Below are 21,953 nucleotides of genomic sequence, written 5' to 3' on the forward strand. Positions count from 1 at the left end.
GGCTCAGCCCCCGGGGTGGCGCGCCTTCGGCGCCCGGCCGAACGGCTGCTCGACGGGCTCGACGCGCACGGCGTCCGGGTTCTCCCGCAGCACCGGGTCCTCGGCCAGCGCGAGCGCGTCGCCGTGGTGGGTCAGGCGCATCGGCGGCCCGCTGACCAGCTGGTACTCGGTGCCCTCCGGCGTGATCTGGACGCGGAGCTGGCGGCCCTGCCACTTGAGCCCGAAGGAGATCCGGGACAGCGCCGGCGGCAGGCGCGGCGCGAACCGGAGGCCGGCCGAGTCGCACTGCATCCCGCCGAAGCCCTGCACGACGGCGATCCAGGTGCCCGCCATCGACGCGATGTGCACGCCGTGGTCGGAGTTGCCCGCCAGGTCGTTGAGGTCGACGAGGGCGGACTCGGCGAGGTAGTCGAACGCCAGGTCCAGGTGCCCCGTGCGGGCGGCCATCACGGCCTGGGTGCACGCCGAGAGCGACGAGTCGCGCACCGTGATCGCCTCGTAGTAGGCGAAGTTGCGCTCCACCTGCTCCGGGGTGAACGCGTCCGGGCGCAGCTGCATGGCCAGCACCAGGTCGGCCTGCTTGGAGACCTGCTTCCGGTACAGGTCGAAGTAGGGCACGTTGAGCAGCAGCGGGTACATGTCGGGCTTGGTGTTCTCGAAGTCCCACACCTGGTGGTCGGTGAAGCCCTCCGACTGCGGGTGCACGCCGAGCGTCTCGTCGTAGGGGATCCGCATCGACGTCGCCGCGTCGCGCCAGCTCGCCATCTCCTCGGCGTCGACGCCGAACTTGGCCGCCGCCCGGGAGTGCCGGGCCGCGGTGTCGGCGGCGACGCGCAGGTTCAGCTGCGCCATGAGGTTGGTGTAGACGTTGTTGTCGACGATCGCGGTGTACTCGTCGGGACCCGTGACGCCGTCGATCCGGAACTGCCCGGCCGAGTCGTGGTGCCCGAGCGAGCGCCACAGCCGCGCGGTCTCGATCAGCAGCTCGAGGCCGACCTCCTTCTCGAACTCGGTGTCGCCGGTGGCCGCCACGTGGCGGCGCACGGCGTCGGCGATGTCGGCGTTGATGTGGAACGCCGCGGTGCCGGCCGGCCAGTAGCCCGAGCACTCGTGGCCGCGGATGGTCCGCCACGGGAACGCCGCGCCCTTGAGCCCCAGCTGCTCCGCGCGTTCCTTGGCCAGCGGGATGATCGACTGCCGCCAGCGCAGCGCGTCGGCCGCCGCCTCCGGGGCGACGTGGCTGAGCAGCTGCAGGCAGAACGTCTCGGTGTCCCAGAAGGTGTGCCCGTCGTAGCCCGGGCCGGTCAGGCCCTTCGCCCCGATGCAGCGCCGCTCGGCGCGCGCCCCGGCCTGCAGCACGTGGAAGATCGCGACGCGGACGGCCTGCTGCAGCTCGGCGTCGCCGTCGATCTCGATGTCGGCGGTGAGCCAGAAGTCGTCGAGGTAGGTGCGCTGCTCGTCGAGCAGCCCCTGCCAGCCGGTGTAGCGGGCGGCGGCGAGCGCGGCCCGCACCTGGTCGTGCACGGCGGACAGCGACCGGCGCGAGGACCAGCCGTAGGCCAGGTACTTGACGACGGTCAGCTTCTCCCCCGGCTTCAGCCGGGAGATCACGGTGGTGCGGGCGACGTCGGGGTGGGCCTCCGAGGAGATCTGCAGGCCCTCGGGTCCCTGCACCTCGTGGTCCATCGCCGCGGCCACCCGCAGCCCCGACGCGCGGGTCTGGTGCACGAGCGTGGCGCTGGTGTCGCCGTGGCGGTGCTGCTCGGCGACGAGCGGGTCGGTCATCGCGGCCTCGACGCGCGGGTCGTCGTCGTCGCGGGCGGGCAGGGCCTCGTTGGCCACCAGCTCCGACTGCACGACCAGCAGCGCCGGCGCGTCGAGCACCTCGACCTCGTAGCGGATCGCGGCGATCGCGCGCTGGGTCAGCGACACCAGCCGCTCGGTGCGCAGCGTCACCACGCGCCCCGCCGGGGACTCCCACTCGACCTCGCGGGTCAGCGTGCCGGCCTGCAGGTCGAGCACGCGCTCGTGGCGGTGCACCCGGCCGTAGCGCAGGTCGAGCGGCTCGTCCTCCACCAGCAGCCGGATCAGCTTGCCGTTGGTGACGTTGATGATCGTCTGCCCGGACTCGGGGTAGCCGTAGCCGCCCTCGGCGTAGGGCAGCGGGCGCTTCTCGTAGAACGAGTTGAGGTAGGTGCCCGGCGTCTCGTGCGGCTCGCCCTCGTCGAGGTTGCCGCGCAGGCCGATGTGCCCGTTGGACAGCGCGAACACCGACTCGGCCTGGCCGAGGGCGGCGAGGTCGAGGTTGGGCTCGCGGACGACCCACGGCTCGACGGTGAAGGTGCGGGCGGGATCAGGACTCACAGCAGGTCCTCCAGGTCCTTCACCACGACATCCGCGCCCGCGGCGCTCAGCTCGTCGGCGTGGTCGAGCCGGTCGACCCCGACGATGAAGCCGAAGCCGCCGGCCTTCCCCGACTCCACCCCGGCGATGGCGTCCTCGAACACCACCGCGTCGGCCTTGTCGACACCCAGGTCGGCAGCGGCCGCGAGGAAGGTGTCGGGCGCGGGCTTGCCCGGCAGGCCGCGCTCCTTCGCCGTGGCGCCGTCGACGCGGTGGTCGATGTACTGCGCGAGGTCGGCGACGCGGAGCACCTGCTCGGCGTTGGCGCTCGACGACACGACCGCGGTGGCCAGCCCCGCCTCGCGGACGGCCTTCAGGTAGCGCACCGAGCCCGGGTACACCTCCACCCCGACGCTGACGATCTTCTCCTGCACCAGGTCGTTCTTGATCGTCGACAGGCGCACCAGCTCGTCGTGGTCGAGTTCGATGCCGCGCGAGCGCAGGAACGAGTCGGTGCCGTCCAGGCGCGGCTTGCCGTCGACGTAGGGGCCGTAGTCGGCGGACACGTCGAACGGCCGGAAGCCGTCGCCGTCGCGTTCGCGCAGGTAGTCGTCGAACATCTGCTTCCAGGCGGCGGCATGGACGCTCGCGGTGTCGGTGAGGACGCCGTCGAGGTCGAACAGGCACGCGCGGGTGCCGTCGGGGAGGCCTAACATGCGCGAACCGTACCCACTGCATCGATCACCGCCGAGCGGTGGCCGTGCGGAGTTCACCCAGCGTTGACCTGGCTCAGGGTGCGGCGGCGGGGAACAGCAGCCGCGCCGTCTCCCCCGCCGCGGTGATCGCGACCTCGCAGCCGTCGTCGACGCGCCGGGCCGCGACCGTCAGCAGCCCGCCCTCGCGCCGGGGCTCGATGCCCTTCTGCACGGCCTCGCGGACGACCGAGAGCACCTGCATCGTCGCCACCGGCTCCGACCCGACGCCGTCGTCGAGCTCGATCTCCACCTGCAGCCGGGACCCGAACCGGGCCTGCTCGATCTGCAGGTAGGCGCGCACGGCGTCGAGCTCCCGCGCGACCGTGCTCTCCGGGGGGCCGTCGGCGGCGCGGGACAGGTCGGCGAAGCCGAACAGCAGCTCGCGGGCCCGGAACGGGTCGGTCCGGATCAGCGCGGCGATCGTGTTGAGGGAGTTGTAGACGAAGTGCTGCTCGAGCCGGCGGACGTCGGTCCCCTCCGGCTCGGCCGGCGCGACCGCGGGCGGGGGTGGCGGCTCGGTCGCAGCGGGCGCCGGGTCGGCCGCCGCCGGGGCCGCGACGGCCAGCGCATCGGGCGCGGGCGCCGGGGTGGGCGGGATCGCCCACTGCGAGTCGTCGAGGTCGTCCAGGTCGGCCAGGCCGCGCCACAGCGGCAGCCGCATCCGCGTGCCGCCGACCCAGCCGGTGAACTCGACGAGCCCGACCAGGTCGGGCAGCACCCACACCGCGTGCCGGGCGGCGTCGGCGGGCAGCTCGGCGGTGAACGGGGAGTCGTCGCGGGCGCTGCCGCGCAGGTCGGCGTCCAGGCGGCGCCGCTCCTCCACCCCGATCCCGACCCGCCCGACGTAGCGCAGCCGGTCGCCGTCGGGCACGCCGAGCAGCAGCGTGCCGATCGCGTCCGCGCGGTGCGGGTCGGTGGGCGTCCATCCCCCGATGACGACCTGGCGGGTGCGCTGCACCGGCACGCGCAGCCAGAACTTCGACCGGCCGCCCGGGCGGTAGCGGGCGCCCAGGTGCCGGGCGTGGAAGGCGTCGATGCCCTCGGCCGCGGCGATCCGCATGATGGACCCCAGCTCGGTGGCCGGGAACAGCGCCGTCGTCCACACCGGGGCGCCGTCGAGCCCGAGCCCCTCCAGCAGCGTGCGGCGCTCGCGGTAGGGCAGCCCGGTGGTGTCGTGACCGTCGAAGAACAGCAGGTCGGCGATCTGCAGGTCGACCGGGACCGCGGCGATGTCGTGCTCGCTGGGCTTGTAGCGGGAGTGCCGGCGCTTGAGCAGCCGCGGCCGGGCGGCGTGCTCCTCCCCGCGGGCGACGATCGTGCCGTCGAGCACCATCCCGCCCGGCGGGCAGCGGGCCAGCAGCGGCGCGGAGAACTCCGGGTAGGCGTGGGTCATGGAGTTGTCGGCGCCCGACAGCAGCCGCACCCGGCCGTCGCGGCCCGGGCCGGGCGGGTGGACGTAGGCGACGCAGCGGTGCCCGGTCCACGCCACCTCGACGCGCCAGTCGGGCCCGGTCGGCGGATCGCCGGAGGTCACCGCGGGCATCATGGGCGGGACGAGGAGCGGCACACCGTCGTCGGATGCGGCCCCCGTCACGGGCGTCACCGTATCGGCCCACCCCCGTTCCGGCACCGCAGCGGCACACAGAGGACGATCGGGACCATCATGACGCTCACCGACCGCCTCCCTCCCGGCAACGACCCCGACGACCTCGTCGAGGCGTTCACCGACTGGGCGTACGAGGAGCGGGGCCTGTCGCTCTACCCGGCGCAGGAGGAGGCGCTGCTGGAGCTCGTCACCGGCAGCAACGTGATCCTGTCGACGCCCACGGGCTCCGGGAAGTCGCTGGTGGCGGTCGGCGCGCACGCCGCCGCACTGGCCCGCGGCCAGCGCACGTTCTACACCGCGCCGATCAAGGCGCTGGTCAGCGAGAAGTTCTTCGCCCTCATCGACGTGTTCGGCCCCGACAAGGTCGGCATGCTCACCGGCGACGCCGCGGTGAACGAGAAGGCGCCGATCATCTGCTGCACGGCGGAGATCCTGGCCAACATCGCGCTGCGCTCCGGCCGCGACGCCGACGTCGGCTCGGTCGTCATGGACGAGTTCCACTTCTACGCCGACCCCGACCGCGGCTGGGCCTGGCAGGTCCCGCTGATCGAGCTGCCGCAGGCGCAGTTCCTGCTGATGAGCGCCACGCTCGGCGACGTCTCCTTCTTCGAGGAGGACCTGACCCGGCGCACCGGCCGGCCCACCGCGGTGATCACGTCCGTCGAGCGGCCGGTGCCGCTGCTCTACCAGTACGTCTTCACCCCGGTGCACGAGACGATCACCGACCTGACGACGACGAACCAGGCCCCGGTCTACGTCGTGCACTTCACGCAGCAGTCGGCCGTGGAGCGGGCGCAGTCGCTGATGAGCGTCAACGTCACGTCGAAGGAGGACAAGGCGGCCATCGCCGCGCTGATCGGGAACTTCCGGTTCACCTCGGGCTTCGGCAAGACGCTCTCGCGCCTGGTGCGCCACGGGATCGGCGTGCACCACGCGGGGATGCTCCCCCGCTACCGGCGGCTGGTGGAGACGCTCGCGCAGGCCGGGCTGCTGCGCGTCATCTGCGGCACCGACACCCTCGGCGTCGGCATCAACGTCCCCATCCGCACGGTGCTTTTCACCGCGCTGGCCAAGTACGACGGGCAGCGCACCCGCCCGCTCAAGGCGCGCGAGTTCCACCAGATCGCCGGGCGCGCGGGCCGGGCCGGGTACGACACCGTCGGCTCGGTCGTCGCGCAGGCCCCCGACCACGAGGTGGAGAACGCCCGGCGGGTCGCGAAGGCGGGCGACGACGCGAAGAAGCTCAAGCGCGTGGTGCGCACCCAGCCGCCGGAGGGGTTCGTCGGGTGGTCGGGGGTCAGCTTCGAGAAGCTGCAGACCGCCCAGCCGGAACCGCTGACCAGCCACTTCCAGGTCTCGCACGCGATGCTGCTCAACGTCATCTCGCGGCCGGGGGACGCGTTCGCCGCGATGCGGCACCTGCTGGAGGACAACCACGAGCCGCGCCCCCGCCAGCGCCGCCACATCCTGCGCGCGATCGCGATCTACCGGGCGCTGCGGGCGTCCGGGGTGGTCGAGGAGCTGCCCGAACCGGACGCGGAGGGCCGCCGCGTGCGCGTCGTCGGCGACCTGCAGCTCGACTTCGCCCTCAACCAGCCGCTCTCGCCGTTCGCGCTCGCCTCGCTGGAGCTGCTCGACCGGGAGTCGCCGTCGTACGCGATGGACGTGCTCTCGGTCATCGAGGCCACCCTCGACGACCCGCGCCAGGTCCTCTACGCCCAGCAGAACAAGGCCAAGGGCGAGGCCGTCGCCGCGATGAAGGCCGAGGGCATCGAGTACGAGGAGCGGATGGCGCTGCTCGAGGACGTCACCTGGCCCAAGCCGCTCGACGAGATGCTCGACGCGGCGCTGGAGACCTACCGGCGCGGCGCGCCGTGGGTCGAGGACGCCAAGCTGTCGCCGAAGTCGGTGGCCCGCGACATGTTCGAGCGCTCGATGACCTTCGTCGAGTACGTCTCGCACTACCAGCTCGCGCGCTCGGAGGGCCTGGTCCTGCGCTACCTCGCCGACACCTACCGGGCGCTGCGCCAGACCGTGCCCGACCAGGCCCGCACCGAGGAGCTCACCGACGTCATCGAGTGGCTCGGCGAGCTGGTGCGCCAGGTCGACTCGTCGCTGCTCGACGAGTGGGAGGCCCTCGCGGCCGGCGCGGGCACGGGCGACGAGATCGTGCCCCCGTCGCTGGACTCCGGTCCGGCGGGCGTCACCCGCAACGTCCGCGCGTTCCGGGTGCTCGTGCGCAACGCGATGTTCCGCCGCGTCGAGCTGGCGTCGTTCCGGCGCTGGGACCTGCTCGCCGAGCTCGACGGCGCCGCAGGCTGGGACGCGGCGGCGTGGCGCGAGGCGCTGCTCCCCTACTGGGAGCGCTACGGCGACACGATGACCGCGATCGGCACCGGCCCGGACGCCCGCGGCCCGCAGCTGATCTCGATCACCGCCGAACCCGAGCGCTGGCTGGTCCGCCAGGTCCTCGACGACCCCGACGGCGACCGCGACTGGGCCATCACCGCCGAGGTCGACCTCGCCGCGTCCGACGAGGAGGGCGCCCCGGTCGTCTGGCTGACCGGCGTGGAGCCCCTCGGCGGGATCTGACCCCGGGTCCGGTCCCGGCGGGGTTGCGCGTGCGCCGTCGGTCAATGATCGATTGCCGATCCGAAAGCGTCAATGTATGGTTGACAGATGAAGTACGAGGAAGCGCAGCGCTGGCTGGAGCGGGCCGACCCGTCCATCGCGAAGCAGCGGGAGTCGATCACCCAGCAGCTCGACGGGCTCAAGGAGCGGGCCCGGTCGGGCGTGCTCACCCACGACGGGGCGGCGGCCTGGTACGCGCTGGTGCAGGAGATGCGCCGGCTGGCCGACTACTACGAGCGCGACCTGATCCGCAAGCTCCGCTCCGACGGGCTCACCTGGCAGCAGACCGCCGACGCCGTGCAGGCGCAGCTGTCGAGCCGCCAGGCCGCCCAGGGCAAGTGGAAGCGCCTGATCGACCCGGGCCGGCGCACCACCACCGGCGACATGCAGCGCGGGGGGCGGCGCAAGCAGGCCCCCGAGGCCGGGGCGGAGCGGCCCGGATGACGTTCGGGGGCTGCCTCCGATGATCGTCACCCGATAGTGTCGCCGGGTCCCGCACGGGACACCGAGCGGGGCGGGGGGCCGGATGGGCGTCGACGGCGGTCCCCGCGGCACCGGCCCGTCGGCCGCCGACCTCGCGGCGTCCTGGCCGGTGCCCGGCGCGGCGCCCGCCGACGGCGCCGCCGTCCCCGACCTCGCCGTCCCCGACCTCGCCGTCCCCGACCTCGCCGTCCGCGACCTCGCCGCCCGCGTGCGCGACGCGTGGGACTGCGCCGAGCCCGACCGGTGCGCCGAGCTCGCCGCCGCGGTCGGCCACGGTCTGGCGGCCGCCGGGGTCACCGACCTCGCCGCACTGGACCGGACGCTGCGCTACCTGACCGAAAGGCTGGCGCCTTCTGCGAGCACCCCGGAGGCCGCGGCCCGGCTCGCCACCCTCGTCGGCGGCATCGCCGTCGGCGCCGCGGGGGCCCAGCAGGAACGCCAGTGCGCCGAGCAGGACCGGCTCGCGCGGGCGGCACTGACGCAGCGGATCGACGTCGAACGCGCCCGCTGGGCGAGCGAGGCCCGCTTCGCCGCGGTGTTCGCGGGCTCCCCCACCGGGATCGGCATCACCGCGCTCGACGGGCGCGTCCTGGAGGCCAACGCCGCCCTGTGCGAGACATTCGGGCTCTCCCCGGAGGCGTTCCGCGGGCAGAACCTGCGGGCCTTCGTCCACCCCGACGACGACCCCGAGGACTGGGTCCGCCTGGACGCGATGCTCGACGGGCGCCTGGACCGCCTGCGGGTGGAGAAGACGATCTGGCGCTCCGACGGGCGGGCGGTGCACCTGGAGGTCGTCCTGTCCCTGGTCCGCGGGCCGGACGGGCCGCCGCGGTACATCCTCGGGATGGTCCAGGACGTCACCGAGCGCCGCGACCTGGAGCACCGGCTGCGCCACCAGGCCCAGCACGATCCGCTGACCGGCCTGCCCAACCGGGCGGTGTTCCTGGACCGGCTCGACGCCGCGCTGGGCCGGGCCGGTGACGTCGGCGTGTGCTTCGTCGACCTCGACGGGTTCAAGACCGTCAACGACACGCTGGGGCACACCGTCGGGGACGAGCTGCTGCGGACCGTCGCGCAGCGCCTGCAGGCCGATCTCGGACCCGACGGCCACCTCGTCGCGCGGATGGGCGGGGACGAGTTCGTCGTGCTGGTCGAGGGCGGCGACCTGCGCCCGGTCGCCACCCGGATCCTGGAGGCGCTGCGCAGGCCGGTGGCCCTCGCCGGGCGCGAGGTCTCGGTCACCGCCAGCGTCGGCGCGGTGGGGCGGGCCGACGGCGGCGACACCGCGGCCGACCTGCTCGCCGCCGCCGACACCACGCTGCTGTGGGCCAAGAACGACGGCCGCGACCGGTGCGCGCACTTCGACCCCGACCGGCACCGGGCCCACCTCGACCGCTCCGCCCGCGCCGCGGTGCTGCCCGCCGCGCTCGCCGCGGAGGAGTTCGTCGTGCGCTACCAGCCGCTGGTGCGCCTGGGCGACGGGCGGCTGGTCGGCGTCGAGGCGCTGGTGCGCTGGGACCGGCCCGGGTCCGCCGCGCTGCTGGGTCCCGACGAGTTCGTGCCGCTGGCGGAGGAGACGGGGCTGATCGTCCCGCTGGGCCGGTGGGTGCTGGAGCAGGCGTGCGCGCAGGCCGCGCGGTGGCGGGCCGAGCCGGGCGGCGCCGACCTGTTCGTCAGCGTCAACCTGGCGGTGCGGCAGGTGCACGAACCGGGGATCGTCGACGACGTCGCACGGGTCCTGCACGAGACCGGCCTGCCCCCGTCGGCTCTGCAGCTCGAGCTCACCGAGACCGCCGCGATGGCGACGACGGGGGCACCGCTGGGGGTGCTGCGGCGGCTGGCCGACCTCGGCGTCCGCATCGCGATCGACGACTTCGGCACCGGCTACTCCAACCTCGCCTACCTGCGCGACCTCCCGGTGCACGTGCTCAAGCTGGCCGGCCCGTTCGTCACCGGCCGCGGGGCCGCCGGTGGCGACGTCGACGCCGCCGTGATCCGGCACCTGGTCCGGCTCGCGCACACGCTCGGCGTGTCGATCACCGCGGAGCACGTGGAGACCGCGCAGCAGGCGCGCCTGCTGCAGTCCCTCGGCTGCGACGTCGGCCAGGGCTGGTTCTTCGCCCCGGCCGGCGTGCCCGCCGAGATCACCCGGATGCTGGACGCCGCCGCGTCCGGCCGCGGGAAGCCCCGGGCCGGCTGACGCGCGGCGCCTACCCCAGCGGGCTGCGCGGCAGCAGGCGGTCGGCGATGATCTTGCGCTGGATCTCGCTGGTGCCCTCGAAGATCGTGGTGAGCCGGGCGTCGCGCCAGTGCCGCTCCACCTGGTGCTCGGTGGTGTAGCCGTTGCCGCCGTGCAGCTGGATGCCGTCACCGGTGACCTCCGCGGCCATCTCCGTCGCCATCAGCTTCACCATCGCGGCCTCCCGCTGGCAGGGGTGGCCGAGGTCGATCAGGTGGGCGACGTGCTGGTAGAACGCCCGCGCCTGCTCCACCCGGGCGGCCATGTCGGCGAGGGTGAACCGCACCGCCTGGAAGTCGCCGATGGGGTGCTCGAACTGCTCGCGGTCCTGCAGGTAGCCGATGCAGTCCTCGACGGCGGCGCGGGCGAGCCCGACGGCCCGGGCCGCGGTGTGCACGCGCGCGATGTTGAGCCACTTCTGGGCGTCGGCGAAGCCCTTCTCCCCCACCTGGTTGGCGACCGGGACGCGGAAGCCGTCGAACTCCAGGTCCCAGGTGACGAACCCGTGGTAGCCGATCTTGTCGATCGGCTTCCCCGTGATGCCGTCGGGGAAGGAGTCGCGCTCCTTCTCCACGAGCAGCGACGCGAGGCCTGCGGAGCGCTTCTCGTCGGGGCCCGGGTCGGCGGTGCGCACGAGCACCTGGATGAAGTCGGCCGCCTTCGCGTTGCCGGTCCAGCGCTTGTGGCCGGTGACGACGAAGTCGTCGCCGTCGCGGACCGCGCGCGTCGCGACGCCCGCGAGGTCGGACCCGGCGTCGGGCTCGGACAGCGCGATCGCGCCGATCCACTCCCCCTTCGCGCTGCGGCGCAGCAGCTCCGCCCGGCGGGCCGGGTCGGCGACGTCGGTGCCGGCGCCCTGCGCGCGGGCGATGATGCTGCCGACGCTCATCCACGCCCTGGCCAGCTCCTCGGCGACCATGCAGTACTCGAACGCGCCCAGCCCCATCCCGCCGAACTCGCGGTCGACGGTGATGCCGAACCAGCCCTCGCCGGCCATCGCGTCGAGCAGGGAGCGCGGGATCTCGCCCTTGACCGGGTCGAGCTCGTTGGCGACCGGCAGCACCCGCTCGGTGGCGAACGCCCGGGCCCGCGCCTGCAGCTCCTCGCGCTCGGGCGTGTGGTACGGCGGGGCGACGACGGGCACGGGGGGCAGCAGCGGATCCTCGGTGGTCACCCCGTCAGTTGTGCCACATCGTGCAACGGAGCGCGACCGCGGGGCCGGGGCGTCAGAGCCGGCGCAGGCCCGCGAGCACGCGCTCCATCAGCGCCAGGTCGGGGCCGCCCGCGTCGGCGGCGCGGTGGACCTGCACGGCCCCCGCCCCCAGCATGTCCCCCAGCAGGACCTGCGCGACCCCGAGCGGGACGCCCAGCAGCGCGGCGACCTCGGCGACCGACCGCGGCTCGCGGCACAGCTCCCGGATCCGGGTGTGGTCGAGCGGTTCGCCGGCGCGGCCGGGACCGGTGGCCGTGATCAACGCCTCGACGGCGAAGCTCACCCCGGCACGGGTGCGGCCGCCGGTCAGGACGTAGGGCCGGACGATCGTGTACGGCGACGGCTCCTCGACGGCGTCGGGGACGCCGGGGGCCGGCGCGGCGGGTGGTGCGGGGACCGGCGCCGCAGGGACCGGCGCTGCGGGGACCGGGACGGCGGCCGGCGGGGCGGCGGGGGCCGGGGCCGCCTCGGGCGGCCGGGCCTGCTCCCGGCGCCGCCGCGACGAGCCGCCGAAGCGGGCGCCCGTGAGTCCGACCGGGGCGTCGTCGACGGCATCGGCGCCGACCGGGGGCAGCGGCGCCCGGGCGGGCTCCGGCCGCTTCTCCCGGCGCTTGCGCGAGGCCCCGCCGAACCGGGCACCGGTGAGCCCGATCTCGGGGCCGGTGTCGTCGGGGTGCACGGGCATGCCGGGACCCTGACCGGGCCGTGTGACGAACGTGTTGCCTCCCCGTTCCACGGTCATGACGACACGGTACTGCGCGCCGATCCACCCGATCCGGTGGCCGCGCCGCCACCGGGCTACCCACGGTGACCCCGCGTAACCTGAGCGCCATGAGCCGTCCGGCCCGCGCCTGGCACGCGACCAGCGCCCTGGTGGTGGTCGTGGCCCTGGTGATCCAGATCCCGATCACCGCGGCGAACACGGGGGGTGCGTTCGACACCCCGGCCGCCCGCGTCGCCAACCTGTTCACCTTCTTCACGATCCTGACCAACCTGCTCGTCGTCGTCACGGGGGTGGCGCTGGCGGTGGCCCCGCAGCGGCGCTCCACGCTGCTGTCGGTGATCCGGCTCGACGCCGTCCTGGGCATCGCCGTCACCGGGATCGTGTTCCACACGCTGCTCGCCGACCTCTACGACCTGCGCGGCGGCGAGGCCGTCGCCGACGTCCTGCTCCACACCGCGTCGCCGATCCTGGTCGTGCTGGGCTGGCTGCTGTTCGGGCCGCGCGGCCTGATCGACCGGCGGATCGTGGTGCTGTCGCTGCTCTACCCGCTGCTGTGGCTGGGGTTCACGCTCGTGCGCGGCGCGCTGATCGACTGGTACCCGTACCCGTTCGTCGACGTCTCCCGGTTCGGCTACCCGACGGTGCTGCTCAACTCGCTCGGCATCACCGCGCTGTTCCTCGTGCTCGCCGCCGCGCTGCTCGGCATCGACCGGGCGCTGGCCCGGCACGGCGCGGCGCGCGGTGCCAGGATCGGATCATGAACCACCCCATCCGGATCGGTGTCCAGCTCCACCCGCAACACGCCGACTACGCGCAGATCCGCAGCGCCGTCGCCGAGGCCGAGGACGCCGGCGTCGACGTGGTCTTCAACTGGGACCACTTCTTCCCGCTCTACGGCGAGCCCGACGGCAAGCACTTCGAGTGCTGGACGATGCTCGGAGCCTGGGCCGAGGCCACCAGCCGCGTCGAGATCGGCGCGCTGGTCACCTGCAACAGCTACCGCAACCCCGAGCTGCTCGCCGACATGGCCCGCACCGTCGACCACATCTCCGGCGGCCGCCTGATCCTCGGCATCGGAGCGGGCTGGTTCGAGCGCGACTACGACGAGTACGGCTACGAGTTCGGCACCGCGGGCTCCCGGCTGGCCGACCTCGCGCAGGCGCTGCCCCGGATCCGGGACCGGTGGAGCAAGCTCAACCCGGCCCCGACCCGCGAGATCCCGATCCTCATCGGCGGCGGCGGGGAGAAGAAGACGCTGCGCTACACCGCCGAGCACGCGCAGATCTGGCACAGCTTCGGCGACGTCGACGTGCTCACCCGCAAGAACGGCATCCTCGACGGCCACTGCGCCGACGTGGGCCGCGACCCGTCGCAGATCGAGCGGTCGATCGGCGTGCAGGCGCCGCCCGGCGAGGTCGCCGACGCGCTGGTCGCGGCGGGCGCGACGCTGTTCACCGTCGGCGTCGGCGGGCCGGACTTCGACCTGGGCCTGCTCCGGGACTGGATCGCCTGGCGCGACGAGCGCTCCTGATCTGGGAGGCTGGGGACGTGGCCGTACTGAGCGCGGGGTTGTTGCTGTTCCGACGGGGGGCCGCCGGGGTCGAGGTGCTGCTGGGGCACATGGGCGGGCCGTACTGGGCCCGCAAGGACGACGGCGCCTGGTCGATCCCCAAGGGCGAGCACGAGCCCGACGAGGACGCGTTCGCCGCGGCGGAGCGGGAGTTCACCGAGGAGCTCGGGCACGAGCCGCCCGCGGGCGAGTCGCACGGGCTGGGCACGCTGTCGCAGCGCGGCGGGCGCAAGCAGATCACCGTGTTCGCCCGCGAGGGCGACTTCGACCCGGCCCACCTGCGCCCCGGCACGTTCGACCTGGAGTGGCCGCCGAAGTCGGGCACGATGCAGGCCTTCCCGGAGATCGACCGGGTGGCCTGGTTCGACCTCGACACCGCCCGGCACAAGCTGGTGGCCGCGCAGGCCGGCTTCGTCGACCGGCTCGCGGACCTGCTCCCCTCCCTCACCGCGGCCGCGGGCACCGACTGACCCCGGGGGTTGGCCGCGGCGGCCCCCGGGTAGGACTGCGCCATGACCCCCTCACCCTGGAACGGCCTCGTGCGCGGCGCGGCCGCCGGCGCGGCCGGCACCACCGCGCTGAACGCCGTCACCACGCTCGACATGGCCGCCCGCGGCCGCCCGGCGAGCGACGCACCGGAGCAGGTCGTGGCCGCGCTGGCCGACCGGGCCGGGGTGTCGATCCCGGGCGGGCGACGGGAGCGGGCCCGCCGGCTCTCCGCCCTCGGCCCGCTGGCCGGCACGGCCACCGGCGTCGGGATCGGGGCGGCGGCCGGGGCGCTGCGGGCGGCCGGGCTGCGGCTGCCCACCGCCGTCGGCGGCCCGCTGCTGGGGGTGGCCGCGATGCTGGCGAGCGACGGCCCGATCGCGGCGCTGGGCATCTCCGACCCGCGCCGGTGGAGCCGCGCCGACTGGATCTCCGACGCCGTGCCGCACCTCGTCTACGGGGTGACGACGCACGCGACGCTGGTCGCGGCGCTGCCGGACGCCGGGCCGGCCCCGCGGGCGGGCACCCTGCTGCGGGCCGCGGCGCTGGGCGCGGCCTCCGGGGCGCGCAGCACCGCGGGGGTGGCGGCGATCGCGCTGACCTCCGCGGGCGACGACCGCGGCCCGGCCGGGCGCCTCGGCGGGCGCACCGGCACGACGCTCAGCGCGCTGATGGCCGCCGGTGAGCTGGTGGCCGACAAGCTCCCGTCGACGCCGAGCCGCACCGACCCGCCCGGCCTGCTCCCCCGGGCCGCGCTGGGGGCCGGCTCGGCCGCCGCCGTGGCCCGCCGCGACGGCGAGGACGCCACCCTCGCCGGCGTGATCGGCGTGCTCGCGGCGCTCGGGGCGGCGGCGCTCGGCGTGCGGGCCCGCGCGGCGGCGTCGGACCGGTTCGGCTCCGACCTCCCCGGTGCCCTGGCCGAGGACGCGGTCGCCGCCCTGCTCGGGTGGCTGGGAGCGCGCCGCTGACCCCCGGCTGCCGCGGTCGGCCGGGGGTGCGCGGGTCTACCTGCGCCGCAGGCGCGCGCGCAGGGCGCGGACCCGTCGACGCACGGCGTCGGCCACCGCGCCCGCCGCGATCCGCACCGGGCTCGGCGCGGCGACCCGCACATCGGGCACCGCGCCGGTGCGGGCGCTCTCGTCCACCGCGGAGGCGAACTGCTCGAACAGCCGCCTGCTGACGTCCCCCGCCAACGCCCGCCCGAACTGGGCGATGCGGCCGGAGAGGAACAGGTCGGCCTCGGCGCGCAGCACCGTGCCGCCGTCCGGGCCGGGCTCGGCGTGCAGCCGGATGTCGGCCTGGGTGGCGCTCCCGCCGGTGTCGCGGCCCTGGCCGACGAGCCGGATGCGGTGGGCGTCGGCGTCGCGATCGAGGATCTGCGCGAGGCCCTCGAACGACAGCTTCACCGGCCCGAGTGCGACGCCGGCGCGGCCGCGGTAGCGGTCGCCGGGCAGCGTCTCGGTCAGCTCGGCACCGGGGAGGCAGGCCACGAGCCGGGACACGTCGGACACGACCTCCCAGACGGCCGCGATCGGCGAACGCAGCTCGCTGGTGACCAGCACCGTGGCCGACGGGGCGCCCGTGGGGATGCGCACCTCGGCCGGGGCGGCGGCCCGGACCTCGTCGGCGGGCACGTCACCGGACGGGGCCTGCGACGACGCCGGCCCGCTCCCCCGCCCCACCAGCGTGCGGGTGGCGCAGTTGCGCGGCCCGGGCACCCCGTCGGGATGGGTCCCGTGCACGTCCGACACCGCGGCGAGGATCCCGCGGTAGCCGGTGCAGCGGCACAGCACGCCCGACATCTGCTCGGGCAGCTCGTCGTCGCCCGCGTGGTCGGGCGCGTTCGCGAGCAGGTCGTAGGAGCTCATCAGCATGCCCGGCGTGCAGAACCCGCACTGCAGGCCGTGGTGGTGGGAGAACGCCTCCTGCAGCGGGTGCTGCCGCTCCGGCGACCCGAGCCCCTCCACGGTGACGATCTCGGCGCCCTCGCACTGCACCGCGAACAGCAGGCAGGCCCGCGCCGCGTCGCCGTCGACGAGGATCGTGCACATCCCGCAGACCCCGTGCTCGCAGCCGAGGTGGGTGCCGGTGAGCCCCAGCTGCTCGCGCAGGGCGTCGGCCAGGTGCATCCGGGGCGGCACGGACACCGACACGGACGACCCGTTGACGGAGAACGCGACGTCGACGAGTTCGTGCGCCTCCACGCGCTCCCGCGCCGGTGCGCACTTCGGAGCCGAAGTGCCGTCCGGGGCCCCCTCCGGAGTGCGTTGTGGCTCCGGAGTGCGTTCGGTGGTGGTCATGGGCGCTCCTTCCGGGCGTTGCGTCGTGCGCGTTGCAGCTCGCGCGTCGCCAGCACCGTGAACAGGCGGCGGCGGTATCCCGTCGAGCCGTGGGTGTCGCCGCCGGTGTCGACCACGTCCGCTGCCAGGTCCCGGATCCCGCTCTCGTCGTCGAGCAGGGCGGTCACGTCGCGGGTGACCGGGGTGTCGGAGATGCCGAAACCGGTCAGGCGGGCGTCGAGCACGGTGCCGTCGTCGTCCACGCGGACGCGCGTCACCACCCCGGCCAGCGCGAAGTCGCCGTGCCGGCGGGCGATCTCGCCGAACCCGTAGCCCTCACCGGGGCGGGCGACGGGGAACTCCACACCGGTCACGACCTCCTCGGCCGTGGCGGCGGTCGTCATCGCGCCGGCGAAGAACTCCGCCGCGGGGACGCGGCGGCGACCACCGGTCCCGGCCACCTCGATCGTCGCGCCCAGGCAGGACGCCACGGCGGGCAGCTCGGCCGACGGGTCGGCGTGGGCGATGCTGCCGCAGACGGTGCCGCGGCTGCGCAGCTCCCGGTGCCCGACGAACGGCATCACCATCCCGATCAGGGGCACCGCGCGGGCCTCGTCCGATCGCTCCAGGCGGCGCTGCCGCACGGTGGCGCCGACGCGCAGCACGTCGTCCGTCACCGCCAGGTCACCGAGGGACGCGACCGACCCGATGTCGACGAGCGTCGCGGGCCGGCCCAGGCGCATGGCCAGCACCGGCACCAGCGACTGACCGCCGGCCAGCACCTTCGCGTCCCCGCCGGCCAGCTCGGCGAGCACGTCGTCCAGGCTGCCCGGCCGGACGTAGGCGAAGGGAGCGGCCTTCATCGGCCCGTGAACTCCGGCTTGCGCTTCTCGCCGAACGCCGCGACGCCCTCGGCGAAGTCGTGGGTGGAGCGGAGCATGGCGTAGGCCTTCCGCTCCAGGTCGATGCCGGTGTACAGCGGGCCGTCGATCCCCTTGTCCAGCACCTCCTTGGCGGTGCGCTGGGCGATCGGGGAGAAGCCGGCCATCTTCGCGGCCAGTGCGTCGGCGGCCGCGTCGAGCGCCGCGCGGTCGTCGTGGACCTCGGCGAGGATCCCCCAGTCCAGCGCCTGCTGGGCCGGGATGCGGGTGGCCGTCATGATGTGGAACTTGGCCCGCGACAGCCCGATCAGCCGGGAGAGCCGCTGCGTGCCGCCGGAGCCGGGGATCATGCCGAGGTTCATCTCGGGCAGCGCGAACTGCGTGCGCGGGGTGCCGAGCCGGATGTCGCAGGACAGCGCCATCTCGCAGCCGACGCCGAAGCAGTAGCCGTCGATGGCGGCGATCACCGGCTTGGTGCTGCGCGCGGGGGCGGTGACGTTGTGCCCGAGGTCGGTGAAGTCGATGGGGTCGACCTCCATGAACCCGGCGATGTCGCCGCCGCTCGTGAAGTGCTCCCCGTCGGACCGCACGACGACCACCCGGATGTCCGGGTCGGCGTCGATGTCGGCGAACCGGTCGGCCACGAGCTGGCGCATCTCCCACGTCACGACGGTGTACCTGCCGTGCGAGAGCGTGAGGTACGCGATCGGGCCCTTCTTCTCGAGCAGGACGTCGCCACCGGTGAGTGCCATTACTTCTCCTCCATGAGCTGGTGCAGCACCTCGCCGTGCAGCGGGAGCTGGGTGATCGGGACGCCGGGCAGCGCGTCGGCCACGGCGTTGGCGAAGGCCACGGGGAAGCTCATCGACGAGCCCTCCCCGCAGCCCTTGGCCCCCAGCGGCGTCAGGGGCGACGGCGTGACCACGTGGTCGGTGCGCAGGTCGAAGCCGGTCTCGGCGCTGGTGGGGCACAGGTAGTCGAGGAACGTGGCCGAGGTCGGCTGCCCGGACGGGGCGTGGGTGAACTCCTCGTACATCGCGCCGCCGAGTGCGTGGGCGAGCGCGCCGTGGACCTGGCCGTCGAGGAGCTGCTGGTTGAGCACGGTGCCGGCGTCGTGCACCGACGACACGCGGTCGATCGTGATCTCCAGCGTCGCGGGGTCGATCCGCACGGCCACGATCTCGGCGACGAACCCGTAGCAGAGCGAGGAGTTGATCCGGTCGTCCGCCGTGGCGGCCCTCGTCTCGCGCGGGCTGAACTCGGCCTCGGCGTAGAGCCGGGCGGGCACGCCGGCGGGCAGCGAGGTCGGGTCCCAGTGCACGATCCCGGCGGCGTGCCGGAACGCCAAGGTGGCGCCGGACGGGTGCACGACCGCGCCGTCGGCGAGCGAGAGCTCGTCGGCAGGCACCTCCAGCGCGACGGACGCGGCGGCGCGGATGGTGGCGGCGATCGTGTCTGCCGCCTGCACCACCGCGCTCGTGACGAGCGGGGCGAAGCGCGAGGAGTAGCTCCCGGACGTGACCGTCCACGGGGTGGTGGAGGTGTCCATGTCGACGACGACGCGCACCTGCTCGACCGGCAGCCCCAGCCGGTCGGCGGCCACCTGGCGCGCCACGGTGGCGTGCCCCTGCCCCTGCGGCACCGACCCCAGCAGCACCGTGACGACCCCCTGGACGTCGACCGACATCCGCACGTGCTCGGTGGAGCCGGACTTGTCGCGGCCCGGCCTGCGCTGCTCGGAGGGGGTGGCGAGGCCGACGTAGCCGATGTTGGTGCCCGACGGGTCGACGACGAGTGCGGTGCCGATGCCGTAGTAGGCGCCCTCGGCGCGGGCCGCGGCCTGACGGGCGCGCAGCTCGTCGAGGTCGGCGTTCTGCACCGCCAGCGCGACGGCGGCGGCGTAGTCGCCCGAGTCGTAGACGCCGCCGGTGGGCGTCTCGTACGGGAAGGCGTCGACCAGGTTGCGGCGGCGGACCTCGATCGGGTCCAGCCCGGTGGCCGTCGCGACGGCGTCCATCAGGCGCTCCAGCCCGAAGTAGAGCTGCTGGCCGCCGAAGCCACGGTTCAGCCCCGTCGGCATGGCGTTGGTGACGACCGCGCGTGCCCGGATCTCGACGGCCCCGATCGCGTACGGGCCGGTGATGTTGCCGAAGCAGCGGTAGAGCGTGGACGGCTCGGGCGGGCGGAGGTAGGCGCCGACGTTGTCGACGAGGTCGGTCCGCAGCGCGGTGACCTGGCCGTCCCCGGTGACGGCTGCGGCGAACCGCATGACCCGGTCGGCCCCGGAGGAGGAGGCGAGCAGGTGCTCGACGCGGTCCTCGGTCCAGCGCACCGGCGTGCCGGAGTGCTGCGACGCCAGTGCCATCAGCACGACGTAGGGGTAGATGCCGGCCTTGATGCCGAAGCTGCCGCCGATGTCGGCGGGCACGTGCAGGCGCACCGCCGAGGTGGGCAGGCCCAGCGCACCGGCCATGACGGGCACCATCGTGAAGGGGCCGTGGAAGTTGGCCCACGCCTCGACGGAGTCGCCGCGGTGGTCGGCGATCACGGAGTAGCACTCCATCGGCACCGAGGAGTAGCGCGGGAAGTCGTACTCGCCCTCGACGACGTGGGCGGCCTCGGCGAAGGCCCGCTCGACCTCCCCGAAGGAGAACGTGCGGTCGGTGGCGACGTTCGTGCCCGCGGCCTCGTGCAGCAGCGGCGCCCCCTCGGCGAGCGCGGCGCGGGCCCCGACCACCACGTCGAGCGGCTCGTAGTCGACCTCGACGAGCTCGGCGGCGTCCTCGGCCACGTACCGGTCGGACGCGACGACCACCGCGATCGGCTCGCCGACGAACCGCACCACGTCGGTGGCGGTCGGGTAGTAGTGCATCGGCGCGCCCGTCGAGAGCGGGAACGGCGCCAGTGCGGCGAGCACCTCCTCGGGGCCGATCACGGCGGCGACGCCGGGGTGGGCCCGGGCGCGGGAGAGGTCGACCGAGCGGATCCGCGCGTGCGGCTGGGTGGAGCGGACGACGGCGGCGGTCAGGGTGCCCGGGAGGGGGTCCTGGTCGTCGAGGAACCGCCCCCGCCCGGTGACGAGCGGGAGGTCCTCGATGCGGCTGGGGGTCCACTTCCGTTGCAGCATGGCCACCTTGCCGCCATCCGGTTGCGGGAAGGTGGCCTTGCTGCGATCCGGCTCAGGCACGCGCACGCTCCTCGTAGTCGCCGGCCACCAGCGTGCGGCGCAGCGTCTTGCCCACGCCGGAGCGCGGGACGGCGTCCACGGCGATCACCCGCTTCGGGCGTTTCAGCGACGGCAGCACCTCGCGGGCGAACGCCATCGCCCGCTCGGCGCAGGCCTGCGGATCGACCCCCGTCCGCGGCACCACGAACGCGGTGACGGCGTGGCCCCACCGCTCGTCGGGCAGGCCCACCACGCACACGTCGTCGACCTCGGGGCAGCGGATGAGCGCGGCCTCGATCTCGTCGGGGTAGATGTTCTCCCCGCCCGAGTTGATCATGTCGTCGACCCGGCCGGAGACGTGGAGGTCACCGTCGGCGTCGGCCGTGGCGAGGTCGCCGGTGAAGTACCAGCCGTCGCGGATCGCCTTCGCGTCCGCGTCCGGGCGGTTCCAGTAGCCGGCGAACGCCTCGGGGCTGTCCATCGACACGATCACCTGCCCCTGCTCCCCCGGCGCCACGATCGCGTCGACGGGCGCGCCCACCTCGGGCGCCACCAGCCGGACGCGGGAGAAGATCCCCGCGCGGCCGGCCGATCCGGGCTTGGCCGCGACGTCCGGTCCGATCGTGAACGTGTAGATCTCGGTGCTCCCGAAGTGGTTGACGAAGGACGTGGGCGCCAGCGCGTCCACGAGCTCCTCGGCGAGCGCGGGCGTCATCGCGGCACCGGCGTAGGCGAGGTGGTCGAGCGTGCCGCGGACCCCGTCGAGCCCGGCTCGCAGCAGCGACCAGTAGATCGTCGGCACCAGGTAGAGCGAGGTGACGCCCTCGCGGCGGACCAGCTCCATCGACTCCGCCGCGTCGAACGCGGGCTGCCCCACCCACGTGCCGCCGACGACGATGCTGGCCAGCAGCGTGCGCAGGCCCATCGTGTGGAACATCGGCATGACGCCGAGCACGACCTCGCCGTCGCGCTGCTGGGTCTGCACCGCGTGCGCCACGGCCGCGGCGTGCTCGGCGCGGTGGGTGCGCGGTACGCCCTTGGGCTTCCCCGTCGTGCCGGAGGTGTAGAGCATGACGCTGACGGCGTCCTCGCCCGGCGTCTCCGCGAGCGGGGCGTCGGACTCCCGTTCGGCGCGGGCGTCGAGGTCGGCGACGGCGTGCGTCGCACCGGGGAAGCGGCCCGCGTTGGCCTCGTCGGCGACGACGAGCACGGCGGACGCGTCGTCCACGCAGTACCGCAGCTCCTCGGCGCCGAAGCGGGTGGACAGCGGCACCGACACCGCGCCGAGCTTCTGCGCCGCGAGGTGCAGGCTGGCCAGCGGCTCACCGCCGCCGAGGCCGAGGGCCACGCGGTCACCCGCCGCGACGCCGGCCGCGGCGAGGGCACGGGCGAGGCGGGTCGTGCGGGCGTCCCACTCGGCGTAGGTCAGGTGCCGCCCGGACCCGCCGACCGCGCGGCGGTGCGGGTACCGCTCGGCGGCCCAGCTCAGTGCCGTGGACAGGTCCATCCGCTCTCCGATCGTCAACGCTCTGAATCGGACGGTACTGGAAGGACGGTGAACACACAAGCACGACCGT

General features: G+C 74.5%; 17 protein-coding genes. 7 read left to right on the forward strand and 10 right to left on the reverse strand.

What is annotated here, in order from left to right; translation table 11 throughout:
- Positions 1–3: 3 nt before the first annotated feature.
- The 3 genes from H6H00_RS24255 to H6H00_RS24265 all read right to left on the reverse strand — a co-directional run bounded on the left by H6H00_RS24255 (position 4) and on the right by H6H00_RS24265 (position 4,692).
- Positions 4–2,364 carry a glycoside hydrolase family 65 protein gene (locus H6H00_RS24255; RefSeq protein ID WP_185717992.1) on the reverse strand — a complete coding sequence of 787 codons (2,361 nt, stop codon included), beginning with the start codon at positions 2,362–2,364 and terminating at the stop codon, positions 4–6.
- Entirely contained in the window at positions 2,361–3,059 is a 699-nt protein-coding gene (locus H6H00_RS24260) for an HAD family hydrolase (protein WP_185717993.1), read from the reverse strand. Before H6H00_RS24260 ends, H6H00_RS24255 begins: the two co-directional genes overlap by 4 nt.
- 73 nt (positions 3,060–3,132) lie before the next feature.
- Positions 3,133–4,692, reverse strand: coding sequence for an ATP dependent DNA ligase (locus tag H6H00_RS24265; RefSeq protein WP_185717994.1), 1,560 nt, complete (start codon positions 4,690–4,692; stop codon positions 3,133–3,135).
- Between the two features lie 69 nt (positions 4,693–4,761).
- On the opposite strand from H6H00_RS24265, the gene H6H00_RS24270 reads away from it, so the two are divergent.
- The 3 genes from H6H00_RS24270 (at position 4,762) to H6H00_RS24280 (ending at position 10,018) form a co-directional block, all read left to right on the forward strand.
- On the forward strand, positions 4,762–7,296 hold the full coding sequence (locus tag H6H00_RS24270) for a DEAD/DEAH box helicase (RefSeq protein WP_185717995.1): 2,535 nt from the start codon (positions 4,762–4,764) through the stop codon (positions 7,294–7,296).
- Between the two features lie 87 nt (positions 7,297–7,383).
- Positions 7,384–7,779, forward strand: coding sequence for a hypothetical protein (locus H6H00_RS24275; protein WP_185717996.1), 396 nt, complete (start codon positions 7,384–7,386; stop codon positions 7,777–7,779).
- 82 nt (positions 7,780–7,861) lie between these two features.
- Positions 7,862–10,018, forward strand: a complete 2,157-nt coding sequence (locus H6H00_RS24280) for a putative bifunctional diguanylate cyclase/phosphodiesterase (protein WP_185717997.1) — start codon at positions 7,862–7,864, stop codon at positions 10,016–10,018.
- Positions 10,019–10,028: 10 nt separating this feature from the next.
- Here H6H00_RS24280 and H6H00_RS24285 read toward each other — a convergent pair whose 3' ends face one another.
- On the reverse strand, positions 10,029–11,231 hold the full coding sequence (locus H6H00_RS24285; RefSeq protein ID WP_185717998.1) for an acyl-CoA dehydrogenase family protein: 1,203 nt from the start codon (positions 11,229–11,231) through the stop codon (positions 10,029–10,031).
- A gap of 52 nt (positions 11,232–11,283) precedes the next feature.
- A complete protein-coding gene (locus H6H00_RS24290; RefSeq protein ID WP_221775647.1) occupies positions 11,284–12,012 on the reverse strand; it encodes a DUF742 domain-containing protein in 729 nt (242 codons plus the stop codon).
- An 89-nt stretch (positions 12,013–12,101) separates the two neighbouring features.
- Here H6H00_RS24290 and H6H00_RS24295 point away from each other — a divergent pair, with 89 nt between their 5' ends.
- Genes H6H00_RS24295 through H6H00_RS24310 form a run of 4 tightly spaced genes read left to right on the forward strand, consistent with a single transcriptional unit; the run spans position 12,102 to position 15,018 of the window.
- On the forward strand, positions 12,102–12,755 hold the full coding sequence (locus H6H00_RS24295; RefSeq protein ID WP_185717999.1) for a Pr6Pr family membrane protein: 654 nt from the start codon (positions 12,102–12,104) through the stop codon (positions 12,753–12,755).
- Positions 12,752–13,525 carry an LLM class F420-dependent oxidoreductase gene (locus tag H6H00_RS24300; protein ID WP_185718000.1) on the forward strand — a complete coding sequence of 258 codons (774 nt, stop codon included), beginning with the start codon at positions 12,752–12,754 and terminating at the stop codon, positions 13,523–13,525. Before H6H00_RS24295 ends, H6H00_RS24300 begins: the two co-directional genes overlap by 4 nt.
- 17 nt (positions 13,526–13,542) lie before the next feature.
- On the forward strand, positions 13,543–14,034 hold the full coding sequence (locus H6H00_RS24305) for an NUDIX hydrolase (RefSeq protein WP_185718001.1): 492 nt from the start codon (positions 13,543–13,545) through the stop codon (positions 14,032–14,034).
- 42 nt (positions 14,035–14,076) lie between these two features.
- On the forward strand, positions 14,077–15,018 hold the full coding sequence (locus tag H6H00_RS24310; protein ID WP_185718002.1) for a hypothetical protein: 942 nt from the start codon (positions 14,077–14,079) through the stop codon (positions 15,016–15,018).
- 36 nt (positions 15,019–15,054) lie between these two features.
- Here H6H00_RS24310 and H6H00_RS24315 read toward each other — a convergent pair whose 3' ends face one another.
- From H6H00_RS24315 to H6H00_RS24335, 5 genes are all read right to left on the reverse strand, one after another.
- A complete protein-coding gene (locus H6H00_RS24315) occupies positions 15,055–16,254 on the reverse strand; it encodes a xanthine dehydrogenase family Fe-S subunit (RefSeq protein WP_255425351.1) in 1,200 nt (399 codons plus the stop codon).
- Positions 16,255–16,346: 92 nt separating this feature from the next.
- The gene (locus tag H6H00_RS24320) at positions 16,347–17,192 is read right to left on the reverse strand and encodes an FAD binding domain-containing protein (protein ID WP_185718004.1); all 846 of its coding nucleotides are present in this window, start codon (positions 17,190–17,192) and stop codon (positions 16,347–16,349) included.
- A complete protein-coding gene (locus H6H00_RS24325; RefSeq protein ID WP_185718005.1) occupies positions 17,189–17,962 on the reverse strand; it encodes an enoyl-CoA hydratase/isomerase family protein in 774 nt (257 codons plus the stop codon). Before H6H00_RS24325 ends, H6H00_RS24320 begins: the two co-directional genes overlap by 4 nt.
- On the reverse strand, positions 17,962–20,397 hold the full coding sequence (locus H6H00_RS24330; RefSeq protein ID WP_255425352.1) for a xanthine dehydrogenase family protein molybdopterin-binding subunit: 2,436 nt from the start codon (positions 20,395–20,397) through the stop codon (positions 17,962–17,964). The genes H6H00_RS24325 and H6H00_RS24330 overlap by 1 nt, the downstream gene beginning before the upstream one ends.
- A complete protein-coding gene (locus H6H00_RS24335) occupies positions 20,390–21,901 on the reverse strand; it encodes a class I adenylate-forming enzyme family protein (RefSeq protein ID WP_255425353.1) in 1,512 nt (503 codons plus the stop codon). The genes H6H00_RS24330 and H6H00_RS24335 overlap by 8 nt, the downstream gene beginning before the upstream one ends.
- Positions 21,902–21,953 lie beyond the last annotated feature (52 nt).

The organism is Pseudonocardia petroleophila (assembly GCF_014235185.1).
GTDB lineage: Bacteria > Actinomycetota > Actinomycetes > Mycobacteriales > Pseudonocardiaceae > Pseudonocardia > Pseudonocardia petroleophila.